Annotated in this window: 20 protein-coding genes; 6 read left to right on the top strand and 14 right to left on the bottom strand. The window is 30.7% G+C overall.

The genetic code is table 11. The features are described from left to right. Nucleotides 1-23: 23 nt before the first annotated feature. From KO494_RS10190 to KO494_RS10180, 3 genes are read left to right on the top strand one after another with little or no spacing between them, the layout of a single operon-like run. The gene (locus tag KO494_RS10190; protein WP_215967499.1) at nucleotides 24-587 is read left to right on the top strand and encodes an RNA polymerase sigma factor; all 564 of its coding nucleotides are present in this window, start codon (nucleotides 24-26) and stop codon (nucleotides 585-587) included. Then, nucleotides 574-1353: a hypothetical protein gene (locus tag KO494_RS10185; protein ID WP_215967498.1), complete on the top strand. Its 780-nt coding sequence runs from the start codon at nucleotides 574-576 to the stop codon at nucleotides 1351-1353. Before KO494_RS10190 ends, KO494_RS10185 begins: the two co-directional genes overlap by 14 nt. A 28-nt stretch (nucleotides 1354-1381) precedes the next feature. Further along, nucleotides 1382-2461 carry a hypothetical protein gene (locus KO494_RS10180; protein ID WP_215967497.1) on the top strand — a complete coding sequence of 360 codons (1080 nt, stop codon included), beginning with the start codon at nucleotides 1382-1384 and terminating at the stop codon, nucleotides 2459-2461. Between the two features lie 153 nt (nucleotides 2462-2614). On the opposite strand, the gene KO494_RS10175 is transcribed toward KO494_RS10180, so the two are convergent. From KO494_RS10175 to KO494_RS10145, 7 genes are all read right to left on the bottom strand, one after another. After that, nucleotides 2615-3016 carry an OsmC family protein gene (locus KO494_RS10175; protein ID WP_215967496.1) on the bottom strand — a complete coding sequence of 134 codons (402 nt, stop codon included), beginning with the start codon at nucleotides 3014-3016 and terminating at the stop codon, nucleotides 2615-2617. Between the two features lie 10 nt (nucleotides 3017-3026). Further along, on the bottom strand, nucleotides 3027-4508 hold the full coding sequence (locus KO494_RS10170; protein WP_215967495.1) for an aminotransferase class V-fold PLP-dependent enzyme: 1482 nt from the start codon (nucleotides 4506-4508) through the stop codon (nucleotides 3027-3029). A 183-nt stretch (nucleotides 4509-4691) separates the two neighbouring features. Continuing rightward, nucleotides 4692-5402: an aromatic aminobenezylarsenical efflux permease ArsG family transporter gene (locus KO494_RS10165; RefSeq protein ID WP_215967494.1), complete on the bottom strand. Its 711-nt coding sequence runs from the start codon at nucleotides 5400-5402 to the stop codon at nucleotides 4692-4694. Between the two features lie 33 nt (nucleotides 5403-5435). Beyond that, a complete protein-coding gene (locus KO494_RS10160; protein ID WP_215967493.1) occupies nucleotides 5436-5876 on the bottom strand; it encodes a nitrophenyl compound nitroreductase subunit ArsF family protein in 441 nt (146 codons plus the stop codon). 89 nt (nucleotides 5877-5965) lie between these two features. Then, nucleotides 5966-6940 carry a permease gene (locus KO494_RS10155; RefSeq protein ID WP_215967492.1) on the bottom strand — a complete coding sequence of 325 codons (975 nt, stop codon included), beginning with the start codon at nucleotides 6938-6940 and terminating at the stop codon, nucleotides 5966-5968. Between the two features lie 259 nt (nucleotides 6941-7199). Continuing rightward, a complete protein-coding gene (locus KO494_RS10150) occupies nucleotides 7200-7436 on the bottom strand; it encodes a thioredoxin family protein (RefSeq protein ID WP_215967491.1) in 237 nt (78 codons plus the stop codon). Between the two features lie 51 nt (nucleotides 7437-7487). Continuing rightward, entirely contained in the window at nucleotides 7488-7793 is a 306-nt protein-coding gene (locus KO494_RS10145; protein ID WP_215967490.1) for a helix-turn-helix transcriptional regulator, read from the bottom strand. A gap of 223 nt (nucleotides 7794-8016) precedes the next feature. Between KO494_RS10145 and dnaG the strand changes: the two genes are divergently transcribed. Continuing rightward, nucleotides 8017-9975 (top strand): DNA primase, encoded by a 1959-nt coding sequence (gene dnaG / locus KO494_RS10140; protein WP_215967489.1) that lies wholly within the window; start codon nucleotides 8017-8019, stop codon nucleotides 9973-9975. Here dnaG and KO494_RS10135 read toward each other — a convergent pair. After that, nucleotides 9970-10596, bottom strand: coding sequence for a response regulator transcription factor (locus KO494_RS10135; protein ID WP_215967488.1), 627 nt, complete (start codon nucleotides 10594-10596; stop codon nucleotides 9970-9972). The two genes, dnaG and KO494_RS10135, sit on opposite strands and share 6 nt — an antisense overlap. A gap of 105 nt (nucleotides 10597-10701) precedes the next feature. Next, nucleotides 10702-11490, bottom strand: a complete 789-nt coding sequence (gene nadE, locus KO494_RS10130; protein ID WP_215967487.1) for an NAD(+) synthase — start codon at nucleotides 11488-11490, stop codon at nucleotides 10702-10704. A gap of 80 nt (nucleotides 11491-11570) precedes the next feature. Between nadE and gldB the strand changes: the two genes are divergently transcribed. Together gldB and gldC are read left to right on the top strand one after the other, a co-directional pair. Continuing rightward, complete coding sequence (gene gldB / locus KO494_RS10125) at nucleotides 11571-12533, top strand: gliding motility lipoprotein GldB (protein ID WP_215967486.1); 963 nt, start codon at nucleotides 11571-11573, stop codon at nucleotides 12531-12533. Next, the gene (gldC, locus tag KO494_RS10120; RefSeq protein ID WP_215967485.1) at nucleotides 12533-12868 is read left to right on the top strand and encodes a gliding motility protein GldC; all 336 of its coding nucleotides are present in this window, start codon (nucleotides 12533-12535) and stop codon (nucleotides 12866-12868) included. Before gldB ends, gldC begins: the two co-directional genes overlap by 1 nt. 69 nt (nucleotides 12869-12937) lie before the next feature. Here gldC and rodA read toward each other — a convergent pair whose 3' ends face one another. Genes rodA through KO494_RS10095 form a run of 5 tightly spaced genes read right to left on the bottom strand, consistent with a single transcriptional unit; the run spans nucleotide 12938 to nucleotide 18512 of the window. Continuing rightward, complete coding sequence (rodA, locus tag KO494_RS10115; RefSeq protein WP_215967484.1) at nucleotides 12938-14215, bottom strand: rod shape-determining protein RodA; 1278 nt, start codon at nucleotides 14213-14215, stop codon at nucleotides 12938-12940. Nucleotides 14216-14218: 3 nt separating this feature from the next. After that, on the bottom strand, nucleotides 14219-16147 hold the full coding sequence (gene mrdA, locus KO494_RS10110) for a penicillin-binding protein 2 (RefSeq protein WP_215967483.1): 1929 nt from the start codon (nucleotides 16145-16147) through the stop codon (nucleotides 14219-14221). Then, nucleotides 16144-16650, bottom strand: a complete 507-nt coding sequence (locus KO494_RS10105; protein WP_215967482.1) for a rod shape-determining protein MreD — start codon at nucleotides 16648-16650, stop codon at nucleotides 16144-16146. Before KO494_RS10105 ends, mrdA begins: the two co-directional genes overlap by 4 nt. Then, nucleotides 16643-17464: a rod shape-determining protein MreC gene (mreC, locus tag KO494_RS10100; protein ID WP_215967481.1), complete on the bottom strand. Its 822-nt coding sequence runs from the start codon at nucleotides 17462-17464 to the stop codon at nucleotides 16643-16645. The genes KO494_RS10105 and mreC overlap by 8 nt, the downstream gene beginning before the upstream one ends. Before the next feature lie 19 nt (nucleotides 17465-17483). Further along, nucleotides 17484-18512 (bottom strand): rod shape-determining protein, encoded by a 1029-nt coding sequence (locus KO494_RS10095; protein WP_215967480.1) that lies wholly within the window; start codon nucleotides 18510-18512, stop codon nucleotides 17484-17486. Nucleotides 18513-18657: the final 145 nt, after the last annotated feature.

The following is an 18657-nucleotide window of genomic DNA, read 5'->3' as shown; positions in this document are numbered from 1 at the left end:
GAAGCTAAAACGTACGCAATATTTTGAAAGTTATTCAACTGCATAAAAACGAAGCCTTGCTTATTAAAAAAGCAATTAAAAACAATCGTGAAGCCCAACACGTATTGTTTCAATTGCATGCACCAAAAATGCTAAGCGTTTGTCGTTATTATATTAAAGATACGCAGTTTGCAGAAGAAGCCATGTTAAACGGGTTTTTCAAAGTATTTCAAAATTTAAAAAGTTTTAAAAAACAAGGTAGTTTTGAAGGTTGGATTAGGCGCATCATGGTTAGAGAATCTATTTCCTATTTACGAAAGAAAAAGCAAATTGTATTTTCTGAAGACGCAGCAGTAGAAGCTGTACATGCTACTAATAATATGCAAACCAATATGGAAGTTGCCCAAATTCAGCAACTCATAGATGAGTTACCTGAAGGGTATAAAATAGTTTTTATCATGTATGCTATTGAAGGGTATAAGCATCAGGAGATAGCAGCAATTTTGGGTATTTCAGAAAATACTTCTAAATCACAATTATTTAAAGCTAGAAAAGCGCTTCAGCAAAAAATTAAAGCATTAAACACTACAGGTTATGGCACCAATTAAATTTGAAGAAAATATAAAAGAAAAGCTAGAAAAGCGCACGCTGGAACCTTCTGCAAATGCTTGGGCAAGTTTAGAGCGACAATTACATGCAGATGCTAAAAAACAAAATAAAACCAAGTTTTGGTGGTTTGGTATTGCTGCAAGTATTGTTGGTATTTTGTTTGTTACACAGCAATTTGTAAATTATAATAATGCCAATTCAGGTGTTTCGACAACAGTTGTAGAAATGGAAAAAGAGGTGTTAACGAATTCTGTTAAAACTCCTTTAATAATAAAAAAATCGCAAGAAATAGTACAAGAAACTTTAAAAGAAAGCGCAAAAGAAAATATAATAGAAGTAAATAAAAACAGCCAGACAATAACAAATACAACAGTAAAAAGGAATAGAAAAGAAAAACAACAAGCAGTTGTTGCTGTAGCAAAAAAACAGGAGGAGGAAACACCGCGAACATTAAATAATCTTGTACCAGATATAGAGGAAACTGTGGCTGTTACAACCAATATAATGGATGCTTCTACTAAAGATGAAACACAGATTGCAACCTTAAAAACATCTGAATCTGAAATAGAATCGCTCTTAGCGGCTGCAACTAAAAAGATACAGTTAACAGATACACATGCTGTAAAGTCTGTTTCTGTAAATGCAAACACATTACTAGAAGCTGTTGAAACAGAAATGCCTCCTTCATTAAGAACGCAATTGTTTAAAGTAATTGAAAAGAATTTTAAAACAGCAACAACAGCAGTTACAACTAGAAATAAGTAATATAAATTATCATTAAAAAACGAACAAAATGAAAACAATAACCCAATACGTAATCGGTATTATTTTAGTGTGTGCTACACCATTTGCTATGGCACAAGAAAACCCTAATGGTTTAAAAATAGAATATTTAGAAACTAAAAAAGAAGAGGTAAAATTACAAGAAAAAGAATTTTTAAAAGAAGCTGTTGCTGCCATAAATAACAAATTAGATAATGGTGAAATAACCAATGAAGAAGCCGAAGAACTAAAGCAAAAGGAAGCAGAAAAACACGCTTTAAATATTGAAAACAGAATAGCAATTATAGATAATAAGATAGCGCTTTTAGAGCGAAACGAAAAAGTAACCTCAGATGTTGGAGCAAATCTAGATGGTATGGTAATTCAAATAGGAAAGGGAGAAGATTCTGATGAATTTGATAAAGGAGGCATTTATATTGGACCAAAAGATAAAGCAACACCAAAGGTTTATGATAAACGTACCACAAGTGATATGGTTTTTGCTATAGGATTTAATAATGCTATAATTGAAGGGCAATCTTTAAGTGACTCTCCATATAAACTTGGTGGTTCTGGATTTATAGAATTAGGTTGGGCATGGAAAACGCGACTTTTTAAAAACACCAATGCAGTACGTTTAAAATATGGGCTCTCTGTACAATGGAATAAACTAAATGTAAAAGAGGATCAATTCTTAACAGAAAATGATGGTGTTGTTTCTTTAGAAACAAGTTCTTTTAACTTAAAGAAATCTAAGTTTAGATCTACAAATTTAGTTGTGCCAATACATTTTGAATTTGGACCATCAAAAAAAATAGAAAGAGATACGTACTTTAGATACTCTACGTATAATAAATTTAAAATTGGTGTTGGTGGTTATGCAGGAGTAAACTTAAGCTCTATGCATAAAATAAAATACAAATTAGATGGTAATAGAGAAAAGGATAAAGAAACAGATTTAAACGCTAATCCTTTTGTTTATGGTGTTAGTAGTTATGTGTCTTTTGGTAATGTAGCACTTTATGCTAAGTATGACTTATCTCCTTTATTTAAAGATCAGGCAATAGACCAAAACAATATTTCTCTAGGATTACGATTTGATTTAGATTAATTAGTAATCCTCTTTAGAATTAGTTTCTTGAAAAAAAGCACCAATTTGGTGCTTTTTTAATTTTATAGAATGTTATCCTTGATTAAAAATGGTTTCCATATACAGTCAAGTTACCTCTTGCTATTTATTAAAAAGATTAGTGCGCTATTATTGTTAATTATTTACCTGTTTTATTTCTCCAGTGATGGCACAAGAACGTTTTACAGTGTTAAAAATAGTGCCAAATTTTTCAATGTTTTTTTTAAGTAAATCCATGTTTATGTTGTCTTTACTATATATTGTTAATCCATAATGTATTTGGTCCATTCTTGGAGGTTTTTCAAGGCGTATTGCGTTTACTGTTATTTCAGCATTTGTGTATTCAAAATGCATGAAATCAGAAAAACGTTCTACATTTTTTAAAACACAGGCAGCAAAGGATCCTAAAAATAATTCGGCTGGATTTGGTAAGCTATCTGCAGACTCTGGAGTAGTACCAAAATCAATAGCAGACTGTTTTACCTGTATTGTTGCATCTTTTTTAGCAGTTGCACTTGCTTTAATTATATATTTCATAAAAGTTACTTTAGTGTTTGTTAGTTTGTAGTTTTAAATGTGTTTTTCTGCCTTCTTTTACTATTATTTCAATACACTCTTTTATGTCTTTTTGTGTAGTTCTAAAATTTACAATACAGGTTCTTAAACTGTATTTACCTTCAATTATGGCATTAGATAAAAACATTTCACCTCCTTTTTGCAATGCATCTAACAAGGTTTCGTTAAGCGTATTTAAATAGGTGTTGTTTTCTTTAAAATTTTTAGGAACATATCTAAATGTTGCAATACTTAAATTTTGAGTAATTGCTTCTAATTCAGGGTGTTCTTTTGCTAACGTATAAAAATATTTTGATAATTCTATGTCTTCTCTAAGCAATTTAATATAACCATTTTTCCCTAATTGTTGTAATGCAAGCCAAACTTTTAAAGCTCTAAATCCGCGAGAGTTTTGTAGTCCGTATTCAAAATAATTTAAGGATCCTCCTTCTTCAGTTAAACTAAAGTTGTAGTACTCCGGATGGGAGCTATAAGTGTCAATAAGATGTTTTGGGTTTTTTACCAAAGTACAACCTGCTTCTAAAGGACTATATAACCACTTATGTGGATCTAATGCAATAGAGTCTGCTTCTTTTATACCTTGAAACATTTTCTTTAATTCTGGAATAATTGCAGCAGGAACACCATAAGCTCCATCGATATGAAACCATAAATTATAGGTTTTGCAAATAGCAGAAATAGCTTCTAGATTATCTACAACACCTGTACTTACATCGCCAGCTGTACCAACAACCAGAAATGGCTGAAGCCCCTTTTTTAAATCTTCTTTTAAGGTTTGTTCTAAAATGCTAATGTTCATTTTATTTGAGGTATCTGTTGGTATCCAACGAACAGATTTAGTGCCATGTCCAAATAAAATAGCTGCTTTGTCAATCCAAGTATGTGTAGATTTTGAACAGTAAATCAATAATTGTTTAGAGGTGTTTAAAAGTCCATTTTCTTTAATATCCTTTGGTGCTTTTGCTGTTCTTGCAGCCAGAAAGGCTGTAAAATTAGCCATATTACCTCCACTTACTAAAACTCCTCCGTAATTGGGTGATACACCAATAAATTCAGCTAACCATTGAATCGTTTGTTTTTCTATTTCTGTGGCTATTGGGCTTAATATTTGTGCGCCAACATTTGGGTTTATAGCAGCAGCTAGTAAATCTGCTAAAGCGCCAATAGGAGCAGCAGAAGATGTTATATAGCCAAAAAATTTAGGATGGCCATTAAATAAAGAGTTGTTAATTAATAGTTTAGAGGCATTAGCTATTAGTTTTTCTGCTTCTAATCCGTTTTCAGGTAAGGCAGAATGCTCTAATAATTGTTGTAATTCTTTAGGAGTCTTACTCGTTGTGATTGGTTTTTTAGGGATTTCGTCAAAAAAATCTGAAATAGTATTAATAAGTTCATAGCCAATTTTTTGAAAATCAGCTTTGTTTATTGCGATGGTATTTTCTCGTGTTTTCATACTTTCTTTTTATGTAGCTAAAAACCAAAATTGTATGTGGTTGTTTTACAGCTCATTAAGGTTATGTGTAAGCAAGTTAGAAGAAAATTTTGGAAAACAGGTTGGTAGTAGCAACTAAATTGTTACTACATTAGTTACAGTTAGTTGAACAATAAAAAAAAGAGTATAACAAAGTGCTGCTACTTATTTTAATAGTCCAGTAAAAATAGCAACATAATACAAGCCTGTTACTATAAAAACAGCGCCTGCAATATTACGCATCACTTTTTCAATTTTTGTTATTTTGTTGTAAAATTGGCCAACTTTTCCAGCTGTAAAGGCTAATAAATAAGTAAAAAGAATGACAGGTAATCCTGTGCCAAATGCAAATATTATTGGTAAGTAAAGTCCGTCTACAGAAGCAATTGTTATTGGTATTAACATGCCAAAAAATAATGCCGCACTATATGGGCAAAACGCTAAAGCAAACACAACACCTATTAAAAAAGAACCAAATAAACCTTTATCTTTAAATCTTTCGGATAGCTTTTCTTGAAAATTTGTTTTTCCTAAAAAATGGAGTTTAATAACGTTTAGCATAATTAAACCAATGATAATTAATAATGGTCCTAAATATTTTTCGCCATTTTGATTAAAAAAGCGTGCAATATGAAATTTGCTTGCCCCAAAATACAATAGTAACCCAATGGTTGTGTAGCTAAATCCTCTTCCTAAAGAATATAGCAATCCGCTTAAAAACACTTTTTTCTTGCTGGAAATATTTTTTGAAATATATGCCGTTGCAGTAATGTTTGTGGCTAAAGGACAAGGGCTAATGGCTGTCATTAATCCGAGTATAAAAGCAGATACAATAGGAATGTTATAACTCTCTAAAAGAGATTTTAAAAAATCCATTATAAAAATTTAATGTGTTAGGTTGTATTGGAACTAGAGCGTTTTTAATTGAGTATCAATTTTATTTTTTAGTGCTTCTGAAAATGCTTTTTGATCATTTCCTTCCATAAAGGCAAATTCGGTTAAATCAATTTTATTTTCTTTTCCATTTTTTATCACATTCATATATAATGCTGTACCCGAAGCTTCAAACTTTTCAGCAATTTTTTCGTTGGCTTGTTCATCTACGTTAATCACTTGAAAGGAGATTTTATCTGTTTTCAATTCGTTTGAAAAATAAGTGTCTAGTGTGTATTTTGTGTTTGCTTCTATGGCTTTACATGTCATACATCTGTGTGTAGAGTGAAAGTCTATAACCTCTATTTTTGAAATAGAAGTATCTAAAGATTGATTTTCATTTTTACTTTTTTCACTACATGCTGTTAGCATAAAAACTATAGTTAAAATGCTGCTAAATTTGATTATTTTACTCATTGTTATTTGTTTTAATTGCTAGTGTTAATCTTCTGTTTTTTTAGAAAGTGATAATACTATTTAAAATGTGTTTTTAATGCTGCTGTTATTTATAGTAATATATTAAATACATATCCAGAAAGGATGATGCAGAGTGTTACAACTCCAAAAAATATAGCTATTAACTTTATGGATAACACTTTTTTTAATAAAGTAGCTTCAGGAATAGATAAACCTACTGTTGCCATCATAAATGCAATTGCAGTACCTAAAGGCACTCCTTTTGCTACAAAAACCTGAATTACAGGAACAATTCCTGCTGCATTTGCATACATTGGCACAGCTAGTATTACAGCTAACGGAACTGTCCACCATTGCCCACCACCTAAATAGGTGTTAAAAAAGTTTTCGGGAACATAGCCATGCATGGCTGCACCAATAGCAATTCCTATAATAACATAGAGTAATACGTTTTTTACAATATCCCATGCGCTATGTGTAATTTCAGGTAATCGTTGGTAAAAGGTTAATTTTTCCTCTTGGTATTCTGGATGTTGCATTTTGTTTTCAAGAATCTTTTTTGCCCAATCAGATAGTAAATGTTCTAGATTTAATTTCCCCATTAGCCAACCACCAAATGTTCCTAATAAAATACCAGATACCACATAAATTAAGGTAGCTTTTAAACCAAACATTCCTATAAACATGGCAACAGCTACTTCATTTACTAATGGTGAAGTAATTAAAAATGAAAAAATAACTCCTAACGGAATTCCTCCTTGTACAAAACCAATAAATAAAGGCACCGAAGAACAAGAACAAAAAGGCGTTACTGCTCCAAAAACAGAAGAAAAAAGGTATTCTAAACCATATAGTTTTTTTCTGTTTAAATAGTCTTTTAGTTTTTCAACAGGAAAGTACGCATTCACTATTCCCATGATAAAAACAATAATGAATAGCAGAATAAGAATTTTAATGGTATCAAACACAAAGAAATTTAAAGCTGTTCCTAAGTGTGTTTCTGCTCCTATATTAAAAACAGAATATATTAACCAATCTGCAAAATTTTGTAACCAATCAAACACTTTTTTAAATTTTAATAGGTTGTTATTGAGTTTTTTTATCTTTTTTTAAAAAGATTTTAATAGTAGATACTATTATCTATTCTTGACTAATTTTTAAGTTATAGTATGTAAACCTCTAATACAACAAGAACATTTTAGTAAAGTTTGGCTTGTTTTCTGCTTTTTTTATGGCAGAACCAAATCTATATTATTGTTTTTGTTTGCATCTCTGTACTTTGATTGTTTTGACAGAGGCTTGGGTATATTAAACTAGAATCTTCTATTGTAAAAGATCTAAAACTTCCTCTTTTGATGGAACTCTCCCTTTTATGGTAATTACATCGTCTATTGCTAATGCAGGTGTAGTCATGATATTAAATTTCATGATTTCCATAATATCTTCTACTTTTTCAACAGTTGCATCAATATTATTTTCTAAAACTACATCAGTAACAACCTTTGTCATAGACTTACATTTAGGGCAACCAGTACCTAATATTTTAATTACTTTACTCATATTATTTTAATTTGTTTATCGCAAATAAACGATAAGGTTAATAGAAAAATATCAATCAAAAAATTGCTGAAATAAGGATTTTGCAATCTTCCAGTTTGTTTGATTAATACAGTATTTTATTTTTGGAGGTTTTAGTTCACCCTGAATTAAACCTACATTTTTTAGCTCTTTTAAATGTTGTGAAATAGTAGACTGTGCCAAAGGAAAAACATCTACTAAATCACCAGTAAAACAACAAGATTGTTTTTCAAGATGTTTTAAAATGGCAATTCTAGTAGGATGACCTAATGCTTTAGCAAATTTGGCTAAAGTTTTGGTGTCTTCTTTGTATTTAATATGTTCTAAATTTCTTTTCATATTTCTTATCGTAAAAATACGATTGGTTTTTAGGTTGAAATGTTACTTATGTTACATTAGAGAAATATTTTATTTTGTAGTTAATTTTAGCATACTTTATAGCTTCCGTTTAAAGCTAAAAGTTTTCTAAAAATCAATGTATCCTACTTACAATAATTTTTAAAACATTATCTTTTATAGTACATTTACAAACTAATTCAGCGCAAGCTAAAATCTTCAACTATTGATATCAAAATCCACCATAGACCAAGTATTTGAAACCTCACGAGTAGAAGAGGTAATAGGTGATTTTGTACATTTAAAAAAATCGGGAAGTAGCTTTAAGGGCTTAAGTCCTTTTAGTGAAGAGCGCACACCAAGTTTTATGGTGTCTCCAGTAAAACAAATCTGGAAAGATTTTAGTACCGGAAAAGGAGGAAATGCCGTTGCTTTTTTAATGGAACATGAGCATTTTACCTATCCAGAAGCTATAAAATATTTGGCTAAAAAGTACAATATTGAAATAGAAGAAACAGAGCAAAGCAATGAGCAAAAAGAACAAGCTAACGAACGCGAAAGTTTATATTTAGTAAGTGAATTTGCAAGTACCTATTTTCAGAATGTTTTACTTAAAACAGACAAAGGTAAAGCTATTGGTTTAAGCTATTTTAAAGAACGTGGCTTTACTGATGAAACCATAAAAAAGTTTGCTTTAGGATATTCATTAGATGAGTGGCAAGCCTTTACAGACGAAGCTTTAAAAAAAGCCTATAAGCTAGAATTTCTAGAAAAGACAGGCTTAACTATTGTTAAAGGAGATAAGCGTTTTGATAGGTTTAAAGGACGTGTCATGTTTCCTATACAAAGTATGAGTGGTCGTGTACTTGGTTTTGGCGGAAGAATTTTAACCAATGATAAAAAAGCAGCCAAGTACCTAAATTCACCAGAAAGTGATATTTACCATAAAAGTAAAGTGTTGTATGGTATTTATCAGGCAAAACAGAGTATAGCAAAAGAAGATAATTGTTATTTGGTTGAAGGGTATACAGATGTAATACAGTTTCATCAAACAGGAATTCATAATGTAGTTTCGTCTTCTGGTACTGCTTTAACACCAGACCAAATTCGATTAATTAATAGACTTACTAAAAACATAACGGTTCTTTTTGATGGAGATGCAGCAGGTTTACGTGCTTCGCTTCGCGGAATTGATTTAATTTTAGAACAAGGTATGAATGTAAAAATTTGTACATTTCCAGAAGGGGAAGATCCAGATAGTTTTGCGAAACAAAATTCTTTAGACGAATTAAGTGACTATTTAAAAAATCATGCACAAGATTTTATTCAATTTAAAGCTTCGGTTTTGTATGAAGAATCTAAAAATGATCCTATAAAAAAGGCTGATACTATACGTGATATTGTAAATAGTATTGCTAAAATTCCGGATAGAATTAAAAAGGAAATCTATATTCAAGAGTGTTCTAGAATCATGGATATTAGTGAGCAAGTTTTGTTTACTACCTTGGCGCAAATAACCAATAAAGACGTTCAAGAAACACACAAAGAACAGGCACAAGCACAGCAAGCATTTGAAGTTATTAAGCATAAACAACCCGAAAAAAAGGTTGATGTACAATATATATTGGAAAGAAAAATTATTGAAATACTTTTGCTTTACGGAAACAAAACCGAATTGTTTGAAGATTTAGTTTTACAAGAAAATGACAAAAACGAATTAATTCTTGAGCCTGTAAAACACGAAACTAAAGTTTTTGAAAAAATTTATTTAGATCTGCAAGATGATGAAATGGAGTTTACCAATGAGCAGTTTAAAAATTTGTATTACACTATAATAGATACTTTAAATCAAAATCCAGATTTTGCATTAAAGCAATTTGTAAATACCGTAAGTCAAGATGTAGCTAATGAGATTTCTTCTATTTTAATGGAAGATGAACGTTACAGTTTATCAGATTGGCATAGTAAAAATATATTTCCAAAAGAGAAAAATCAAACTATTTCACAATTGGTTAGTGAAACTATTTTAAGTTTACGTTGCTTTTTAATAGACAAAAAGGTTACTGAATTTATGCAACAAACACTTGCTAACAAATCGGAAGTAAACAGAAGCATTTTAGAAGAAGTAAAAGATTACTCTAGTTTAAAGATGCTTCTATCTAGAAAATTAAATAGAGTATTATAACTCTAATAACTTAGCTCTATTTATTAGGTCTACAATATTAGTAACGTTAAGCTTTTTCATTAATCGCGCTTTGTAAGTACTAACCGTTTTTTCGTTAATATTAAGCTCTATAGCAATTTCTTTGTTTTTTCTACCAGATGAGATGAGCTTTAAAACTTCGATTTCTCTTGTAGAAAGTTTTTTGTAAAAATTACCAGATCTGCTAACGCGTTTACCAATAGCCAAGCGTTGCGCAAGGTTATTGCTTAAGTAAATATCACCACCATATACTTTTAAAATAGCCTCTTTAATGGTTATAATATTAGCCGTTTTACATAAATACCCAGAAGCACCTGCTTTTATCGTATTCATAGCATACACCTCTTCAGGCTGTGCGCTAAATATAATAACTTTAACATCAGGATGTTCTTTGTTAAGCCTTCTTAAAGCAGTAATGCCATTAAGCTTAGGTAAGTCAATTTCAGAAATAATAATATCTACTTTATTCTTGTTTAAGAATTCAAAAATAGCTTCACCATCATCTAGTGAACCAACAACTTGAATGTTAGACGACGTAATAAATAGTAGATCTAGACCCTTCCTAATTATAGGATGATGGTCTACTACCAACAGTTTAATCATAACTTTAATTTTTTAAATTTGTTATAACTGTTGAAGAAAACAACAGACGTTTTGCTATTAGTCGTTAAGTAAAAGTAGTGAATTCTTACGTAAAAAGAAAATAAATCATTTTAAATCTTTTGGTATCGTACAAATAGGAATTGCAACCATCTTGTGTTTGTTAGCAGAATTATATCCTTTATATATTTTATAAACTTCTTTTTCTCTGCCAGTAAAATCATCTTCGGTTTTACCTTCATCATGCATTTGCATTGCCCATTCTAGTTCTGGGTAGGTTGCACCAATTTGGTCTTCGTCTGTTCTGTCATCACCCCAAAGCCCATCTGTAGGAGCTGCTTCTATGATTTCTTGATGAATTCCTAAATACTTTGCTATTTCATAAACTTCGGTTTTTAATAAATCTGCAATCGGACTTAAATCAACACCTCCGTCACCATATTTGGTGTAAAAACCGACACCAAAATCTTCTACTTTATTTCCTGTACCAGCCACTAAGTAGCCATTTAGGGCTGCAAAATAATATAAGGTTGTCATACGTAAACGTGCTCTAGTATTGGCTAAAGACATAAAACGGTCTTCTTCGTTTTCTACAGGAGGTAAAGCAGTTACTAAACTATCAAAAACAGGAGTTAGCTGCACTTGTGTCATGCTTACTTTATCAAAATTGGTTTTAAGCCAATCAATATGGTTTAAAGCTCTGGATACTTGTGATTCGGCTTGATGAATGGGCATTTCTAAGCATAACAAATCTAATCCAGTTTTTGCACATAAGGTAGAGGTTACTGCAGAATCAATTCCGCCAGAAATACCTATTACAAATCCTTTAATATTAGCTTTTGTTGCATAATCTTTTAACCATTTTACAATATGATCTACTACTTTTTCTGTTTGCATTTTATAAAGATTTTAAAACAAAGAATAGTACCTTTGCCTAACAAAAATAATTCAATATCACTTTAAATAAAAATAAGTTAATGAAGAATATATTTTTATTTCTTTTTGTTGCTTTTTTATGCGTTTCCTGTAAAAAGGATGCTGGTTTAGAAAAAGAAATTTCGAATATGGAAATGTCTGTTGCTATTGAGCGCTTTGATTTGGCATTTGCTCATGCAAAACCAACCGAATTGCAAAAACTAAAAGATGCATTTCCTTTTATGTTTTCAAAAAAATATGCAGATTCTTTTTGGATAGCTAAAATGCAGGATACCTTACAAATAGAGTTAAATAAAGAGGTAGAAAAAGTGTATCCTAACCTTGATTTGGTAGAGGCAGAGATGAAAAGCTTTTTTCAGCATGTAAAATATTATTTTCCTGAATTTAAAATACCACGATTGGTAAGCGCAACATCTTTTGTAGATTATAGAAATAAAGTAATTGTTACAGATACTATTTCGCTTATTTCTATTGATACGTATTTAGGAAGTGATCATTTTTTTTACAATGGTATTCAAAAATATTTAGCTGCTAATTTTACCGAAAATCAAATTGTTGTAGATTTTGCTTCAAAATATGCTGAAAATTATATTTTTCCGAAACAAAATAAGACCTTTTTAGATGAAATGATTTACTTTGGTAAGCAATTGTACTTTAAAGACATCATGATTCCGTTTAAAACAGATGCAGAAAAAATTGGCTATACACAAGAGCAATTCAACTGGTCAAAGGCTAATGAAGCACAGATATGGAGTTATTTTGTAGAGCGTGAATTGTTGTTTAGTACAGATACTAAATTGGTAAATAGGTTTATAACCGAAGCGCCTTTTTCAAAATTTAATTTAGTAGAAATTGATAAAGAATCACCAGGAAGAATAGGACAATATATAGGATGGCAAATTGTACGTGCCTATATGCAAAATAATGATGTTTCTTTAAAAGAAATGCTTACAAATACTGCCGAAGAAATATTTAATAAATCAAGATTTAAACCAGAATTATAATGGCTAAAATTACATCAAAAATAGAATTAAACGTTGAGTTAGACGAAAATAGAGTACCTGAAAAATTAATGTGGACAGCAGAAGATGGAGGTATTAGTGAGCAAGAAGCAAAAGCAATGATGCTTTCTGTTTGGGATAGTAATACACAAGAAATGCTACGTATTGATCTTTGGACAAAAGATATGCCTATAGATGAGATGAAAGTGTTTTTTCATCAAACACTTGTAGCAATGTCTAATACTTTTAATAGAGCAACTCAAGATGAGAAAATGACAGCTACTATGAAAGATTTTTGCGATTATTTTGCAGAAAAATTAGAGTTAAAGAAAGAATAGATTTTCTTTTAAAAAAAAAAGCGTCTTGAAGATTTTATTTCAAGACGCTTTTTTTATAAATTACGCTACTTACCATTCATTGATTCTGTTAGAGTCTAACTTAATAAAAATGAATAACAAAATGGTAAATCCCCAAAGTCCAGAACCACCATAACTAAAAAAGGGAAGAGGTATACCAATAGTTGGTATTAAACCCATAACCATACCAATATTAATCATGAAATGAAAGAATAATATAGACGCTACCGAATAGCCATATACTCTACTAAACTGTGATTTTTGTAGTTCTGCCAATCGAAGAATACGCAGTAGCAAGAGTACAAAAACAATAATGACAAAGATGCTTCCTAAAAAGCCCCATTCTTCACCAACAGTACTAAATATATAGTCTGTATGTTGTTCTGGCACAAATTTACCTGTGGTTCTTGTGCCTTCTAAAAAACCTTTACCAGAAAAACCACCAGAGCTAATTGCTTTTTCAGATTCGTATAAATTATAAAGAATATCTCTACGCATTTGAGCAATTTTTTGCGGATCTTTTTCAAGTCGTAACCAAAGGCTTATTCTGTCTTGTTGGTGGGCTTGTAATACGTTTTGATAGAAAAATTTTATTCCAAAAGCTATTACAATACAAGCTATAGCTGTAAGAATAGGTTGTAGAATTACAGGTTTCTTTTTCTTAATAAAATAGTTGGCAACAATAAAAATTACTACTAAAACAGAAGTAAGTATTGGGCCAAATTTTAGTGCTAAAACAGAAATAGAAACTAAAGCTAAAGCTAATATTAAATATATTTTTGGAAGTCCTTCTCGGTACAAAACAAAAAAGAAAGAACCGTAAACTAGTGTGCTTCCTGCATCATTTTGTAATAATATTAATAGCGCAGGAATGATGATGATGATAAAAATTCTTATTTGGTCTTTAAAGTTTCTTATGTCTGTGTTTAAGTCACTTATATATTTTGCAACAGCTAATGCTGTAGCAGCTTTTGCAAACTCACTAGGTTGTAAGGTCATGCCACCAATGCCATACCAAGAAGTTGCTCCATTTACGTTTTTACCAAAGAGAAAAAGTCCTGCTAAAGATAGCATAGAAAAAATAAAGATTAAACTTGAAAACCGCTCATAAAACTTAGCATCAATAGATAAAATAAATATGATAAGTAAAACGGTTAAACCTATAAACATTAGTTGTTTTCCGTAAGGTTGTGAAATGTCTAAATAGTTTATAGTTGTTCCTGTATGTGATGCCGATAAAATATTCATCCAGCCAAATACAACTAAGATTAAAAATAAAATAATAGTAACCCAATCAAATTTAAAATGTCTATCTGTTTGTCTAAACATATATTAGGAGTCTAATTTTTTTATTTGTTCTTTTAATTTATTTGCTTCATCTGTAGGAATAACTTGAAGTTTTGTTTTTCCATTAATATCAAAAGGTTCTCCAGAATAAGGTTTGGCATACTCCTCTTCTAAACTATGATTTAATATCCAGTTTTCTAGGTCTGTTCTTGTAACTTCACCTTTAATGTATTTTTCAATCATTAAACTAGCAATTCGTCCAGCAAAGCGTCCTCCCCAATATCCATTTTCTACAAATACAGCAATAGCAATTTTAGGGTTGTTTTTTGGTGCAAAAGCTACAAATATAGAATGGTCTGTTAATTGTACTCTTGTGCTATCAATTTTTGCGAAATTTTCAACAGTACCTGTTTTTCCACAAATTTCAATACCTGGAATTTGTAAATGTTTTGCTGTACCATGAGTGTACACATGTTGCATACCTTCAATTACAGGTTCAAAATGTTGTTTATCTATGGTTGTATATTTAGGTGTGGTAAAGTTTGAATCTATAGTTTCATCTTTAATTTCTTTAATAATATGCGGAGTAAAATAATACCCTCTATTAGCAATTGCTGCCACCATATTTGCTAATTGAATAGGTGTTGTTGCTACTTCTCCTTGACCAATGGCATTAGAAATAGTATAGGTAGAGTAAAACGTATTAGGATAAATACCTTTGTAATAGTCTCTATCTGGAATTCTTCCTTTTTGGCCAACGTATAAATCGTTATTTAAAAAGTTACCCAATCCAAAACTTTTTACATGATTACTCCATACATTAATACCTATGGAGGCGTTTTCAGGCTTGTCTAAAATTCTTCTGTAAACGGTTGCAAAATAGGCATTACACGATTCTTGAATACCATGAACCATATCGTTTCTTGTGCCAACTCTGCAATGGCATTTCATAAATCTGTTTCCGTATTTATAACCAGCGTAGCAAGTTATTTTTTCATCGGTTGAAATAACACCTTCTTGTAAGGCTACTAAGGCATTCATTAATTTAAAAGGAGATCCTGGCTCATAAACACCTTGTAAACTTCTATTAAATAATGGTTTTGCTATAGAGTCATTATATAGTTTGGTGAAGTTTTTAGAACGCTCTCTACCTACTAGTAAATTAGGGTTGTAGGTTGGTGCTGCTACCATAGATAAAATTTCTCCAGAACTAGGTTCAATAGCTATAATACCACCACGTTTGTTTGTCATTAAAATTTCGCCATAAGCTTGTAATGTAGCATCAATGGTTGTTTTAATATCTTTTCCAGACTCTGGTAAAGTATCAAATTTACCATCTTTATAAGGACCAATATTTCTGTTAAATCTATCTTTTTGTATAAACTTAATTCCTTTTACGCCACGTAGTGTTTTTTCATAAGAAGCTTCAATACCTTGCATACCAATTAAATCTCCCATTTTATAATAGGGATTTTTGCTCATGATTCTTTGGTTAACTTCACCAATATCACCAAGTACATTAGCACCAATAGTGGTTTCATAATTTCTTAACGAACGTTTTTGAATGTAGAACCCTTCAAATTTTCGCATCTTTTCTTGAAGTACAGCATAGTCTTCTTTAGATAATTGCGGAAGAAAAACATAAGGTAATCTAGGTGAATACCTATACGCTTTTTCATAGGTTTTAATAAATTGCTCTTTATCTATTTTTAAAAGCGAACAAAACTCTAAAGTGTCTAGTGGTTTTACTTCACGCGGAATTACCATCACATCATAAGATGGTTGGTTTGATACCAGAAGTTTTCCGTTTCTATCATAAACAAAGCCACGTTTTGGGTAATCATATACCTTACGTATGGCGTTATCTTCATATAAATTATTGGTGTTGTCTTGATATACTTGCAGATAAAAAAGTCTTGCACTAAAAAGAATACCAACAAAGATTATAGAGATGAAAAGTAATATTTGTCTCATTTCGTTTTTCTACTGAATATTATGGTTACTAAAACACATAGTATTATAGTAAATATACTTGAGAATAACGTTTTTTGAAGCACTAAAAGTATTTTTGAAAAGTTAAAAACCTCTAAAAGAAATAAAATCAAGTGGTGTATAAGTGTAAGTATACTTATATACGTTAGTTTAGCACCAAAATCTACTTGATTAAATTTTATGGTTTGGTGCTCATAAACTGCACCAAAACAAAATTTTAAAACAGCTGGTCTTATAAAGGCTATAGTAACACAAGCCGCTGCATGCATACCACCTGAATCTAAAAACATATCTACGGTTAAACCTAGTAAAAAACTTAAAAGTATAAATAGCATTCTGTTATTTTTTACCGGAAATAAAAGAACAAAAAGAATATAAATGTACGGATTTATGTAACCCAAATAATTAATATGTGATAGTACTAATACTTGAACAAATACTAGTGTTATAAACCGAATAATATTAGTGGTGATGATGCTATTCATTAACAGGGTTTATTAGGTTGTTAATTTCTTTTGCATCTTTGTTTTTAATAATATACACATGTTCAATATTAGTCATATCATTAAATAAAGCAATGTTTATTTCATAAAAATCTTCTGCAGCATCTAGTTTAAAATCTTTAATCGTGCCAATAGGAACTCCTTTAGGGAAAATAGCTGAACGACCAGAAGTAATAATAGTGTCTCCTTGAATTAGTTTTGCTTTTGATGGTATGTCTACCAGTTGCACAAATTCTGGTGATTTGCCATTCCATTTTAAGGTACCAAAGTGATTGGTTCTTTTTAATTGAGCACTAATTTTACTTTTGGTGTTTAAAATAGAAAGTACTGTTGCGTATTTTTTACTTGTATGGTCTACAATACCTAAAATTCCTTTAGAGGTAATTACACCATAATCTTGTTTTATGCTGTCGCGTTTTCCTTTGTCTATTAGTAAAATGTTAGTACTAAAAGTATAGTTGTTTTTTATAACTAACGCAGGTGTAAAGTTGTAAATTGAAGTATACGTAAGACTGTCTATATAACTAGGTTTAGATTCTGTAACGGTATTATAAAGAGCAGATTTTAATTTGTTATTTTCTTCTTGAAGTAAAAGGTTTTGTTCTTTTAAACTAAAATACTGATTAATATTGTTTACTTTATTATAAACACCTCCTGATACAAAGTTTGCAGAGTTTACAAACTTACTTCTTTGATAAGAATGGTTTTGAATAGTAAAAAAAATAGATATAATAAACAGCAATATGTATAACAAAAACGATTTGTTACGTAGTATAAAATTAATTATTTGCTGCATGATTTAATGGGTATTACTCTTATTTAATCAATACGCTTTTGAATTTAGCTAAATTTTTAAGTGTAATTCCTGTACCACGAACAACAGCACGTAATGGGTCTTCTGCGATATAAACAGGTAAGTCTGTTTTTTGCGATAAACGCTTGTCTAAACCGCGTAGCATAGATCCTCCACCTGCAAGGTAGATTCCTGTATTATAAATATCTGCTGCTAATTCTGGAGGCGTTTGTGATAGGGTTTCCATAACAGCATCTTCAATACGTAAAATAGATTTATCTAAAGCTTTAGCAATTTCACGATAAGATATTTGTACTTGCTTAGGTTTTCCTGTAAGTAAGTCACGACCTTGTACGCTCATATCTTCTGGCGGAAGATCTAAATCTTCGGTAGCAGCACCAATTTGAATTTTAATTTTTTCGGCAGTACGTTCACCAACATATAAATTGTGTTGTGTACGCATGTAATAAATAATATCATTTGTAAATACATCACCTGCAATTTTTACAGACTTGTCACAAACAATACCACCAAGAGCAATAACTGCAATTTCTGTAGTACCACCTCCAATATCAACAATCATGTTTCCTTTTGGTTGCATAATATCTACACCAATACCAATTGCTGCAGCCATAGGCTCGTGAATTAAGTATACTTCTTTACCATTTACACGTTCTGCACTTTCTTTTACTGCGCGCATTTCTACTTCTGTAATTCCTGAAGGAATACATATTACCATACGTAATGCAGGAGTAAAAAGCTTCTTTTTTAAGGCTGGAATGTTTTTAATAAACATGCTTATCATTTGCTCTGAAGCATCAAAATCTGCAATTACACCATCTTTTAACGGTCTAATGGTTTTGATGTTTTCATGCGTTTTCCCTTGCATCATACTTGCTTCTTTACCAACAGCAATAATTTTTCCTGTTATTCTATCTCTAGCAACTATGGACGGACTGTCTACAACTACTTTGTCATTGTGAATAATTAAAGTATTTGCAGTTCCTAAATCTATTGCAATCTCTTCGGTTAAGAAGTCAAAAAATCCCATTCTTTATTTTAATTATATGCGTTAAAAAATCAAATCTCGTAAAGGTAGTAAAACTCTTTCTAAATATGATTTTTAAAGTTAATGTTTTAATAGTTGAAAATCTATAAAATTAACTATAGATTTTCAACTATTAGATACCCTATTT

Origin of the sequence: Lacinutrix sp. C3R15 (assembly GCF_018860825.1) — a bacterium.
Taxonomy (GTDB): domain Bacteria; phylum Bacteroidota; class Bacteroidia; order Flavobacteriales; family Flavobacteriaceae; genus Oceanihabitans.
This window is presented reverse-complemented; position numbering and strand designations above follow the sequence as displayed.

Excerpts from the sequence above, each read along its gene's own strand:
- KO494_RS10095 (WP_215967480.1), bottom strand. The coding sequence starts at position 18,512 with ATGGGATTTTTTGACTTCTTAACCGAAGAGATTGCAATAGATTTAGGA.
- KO494_RS10145 (WP_215967490.1), bottom strand. The coding sequence starts at position 7,793 with ATGAAAAGAAATTTAGAACATATTAAATACAAAGAAGACACCAAAACT.
- KO494_RS10105 (WP_215967482.1), bottom strand. The coding sequence starts at position 16,650 with ATGAATAGCATCATCACCACTAATATTATTCGGTTTATAACACTAGTA.
- gldC (WP_215967485.1), top strand. The coding sequence starts at position 12,533 with ATGGCTAAAATTACATCAAAAATAGAATTAAACGTTGAGTTAGACGAA.
- mrdA (WP_215967483.1), bottom strand. The coding sequence starts at position 16,147 with ATGAGACAAATATTACTTTTCATCTCTATAATCTTTGTTGGTATTCTT.
- KO494_RS10160 (WP_215967493.1), bottom strand. The coding sequence starts at position 5,876 with ATGAGTAAAATAATCAAATTTAGCAGCATTTTAACTATAGTTTTTATG.
- mreC (WP_215967481.1), bottom strand. The coding sequence starts at position 17,464 with ATGCAGCAAATAATTAATTTTATACTACGTAACAAATCGTTTTTGTTA.
- nadE (WP_215967487.1), bottom strand. The coding sequence starts at position 11,490 with ATGCAAACAGAAAAAGTAGTAGATCATATTGTAAAATGGTTAAAAGAT.
- KO494_RS10135 (WP_215967488.1), bottom strand. The coding sequence starts at position 10,596 with ATGATTAAACTGTTGGTAGTAGACCATCATCCTATAATTAGGAAGGGT.
- KO494_RS10175 (WP_215967496.1), bottom strand. The coding sequence starts at position 3,016 with ATGAAATATATAATTAAAGCAAGTGCAACTGCTAAAAAAGATGCAACA.
- KO494_RS10165 (WP_215967494.1), bottom strand. The coding sequence starts at position 5,402 with ATGGATTTTTTAAAATCTCTTTTAGAGAGTTATAACATTCCTATTGTA.
- KO494_RS10185 (WP_215967498.1), top strand. The coding sequence starts at position 574 with ATGGCACCAATTAAATTTGAAGAAAATATAAAAGAAAAGCTAGAAAAG.
- rodA (WP_215967484.1), bottom strand. The coding sequence starts at position 14,215 with ATGTTTAGACAAACAGATAGACATTTTAAATTTGATTGGGTTACTATT.
- KO494_RS10170 (WP_215967495.1), bottom strand. The coding sequence starts at position 4,508 with ATGAAAACACGAGAAAATACCATCGCAATAAACAAAGCTGATTTTCAA.
- gldB (WP_215967486.1), top strand. The coding sequence starts at position 11,571 with ATGAAGAATATATTTTTATTTCTTTTTGTTGCTTTTTTATGCGTTTCC.
- KO494_RS10180 (WP_215967497.1), top strand. The coding sequence starts at position 1,382 with ATGAAAACAATAACCCAATACGTAATCGGTATTATTTTAGTGTGTGCT.
- KO494_RS10150 (WP_215967491.1), bottom strand. The coding sequence starts at position 7,436 with ATGAGTAAAGTAATTAAAATATTAGGTACTGGTTGCCCTAAATGTAAG.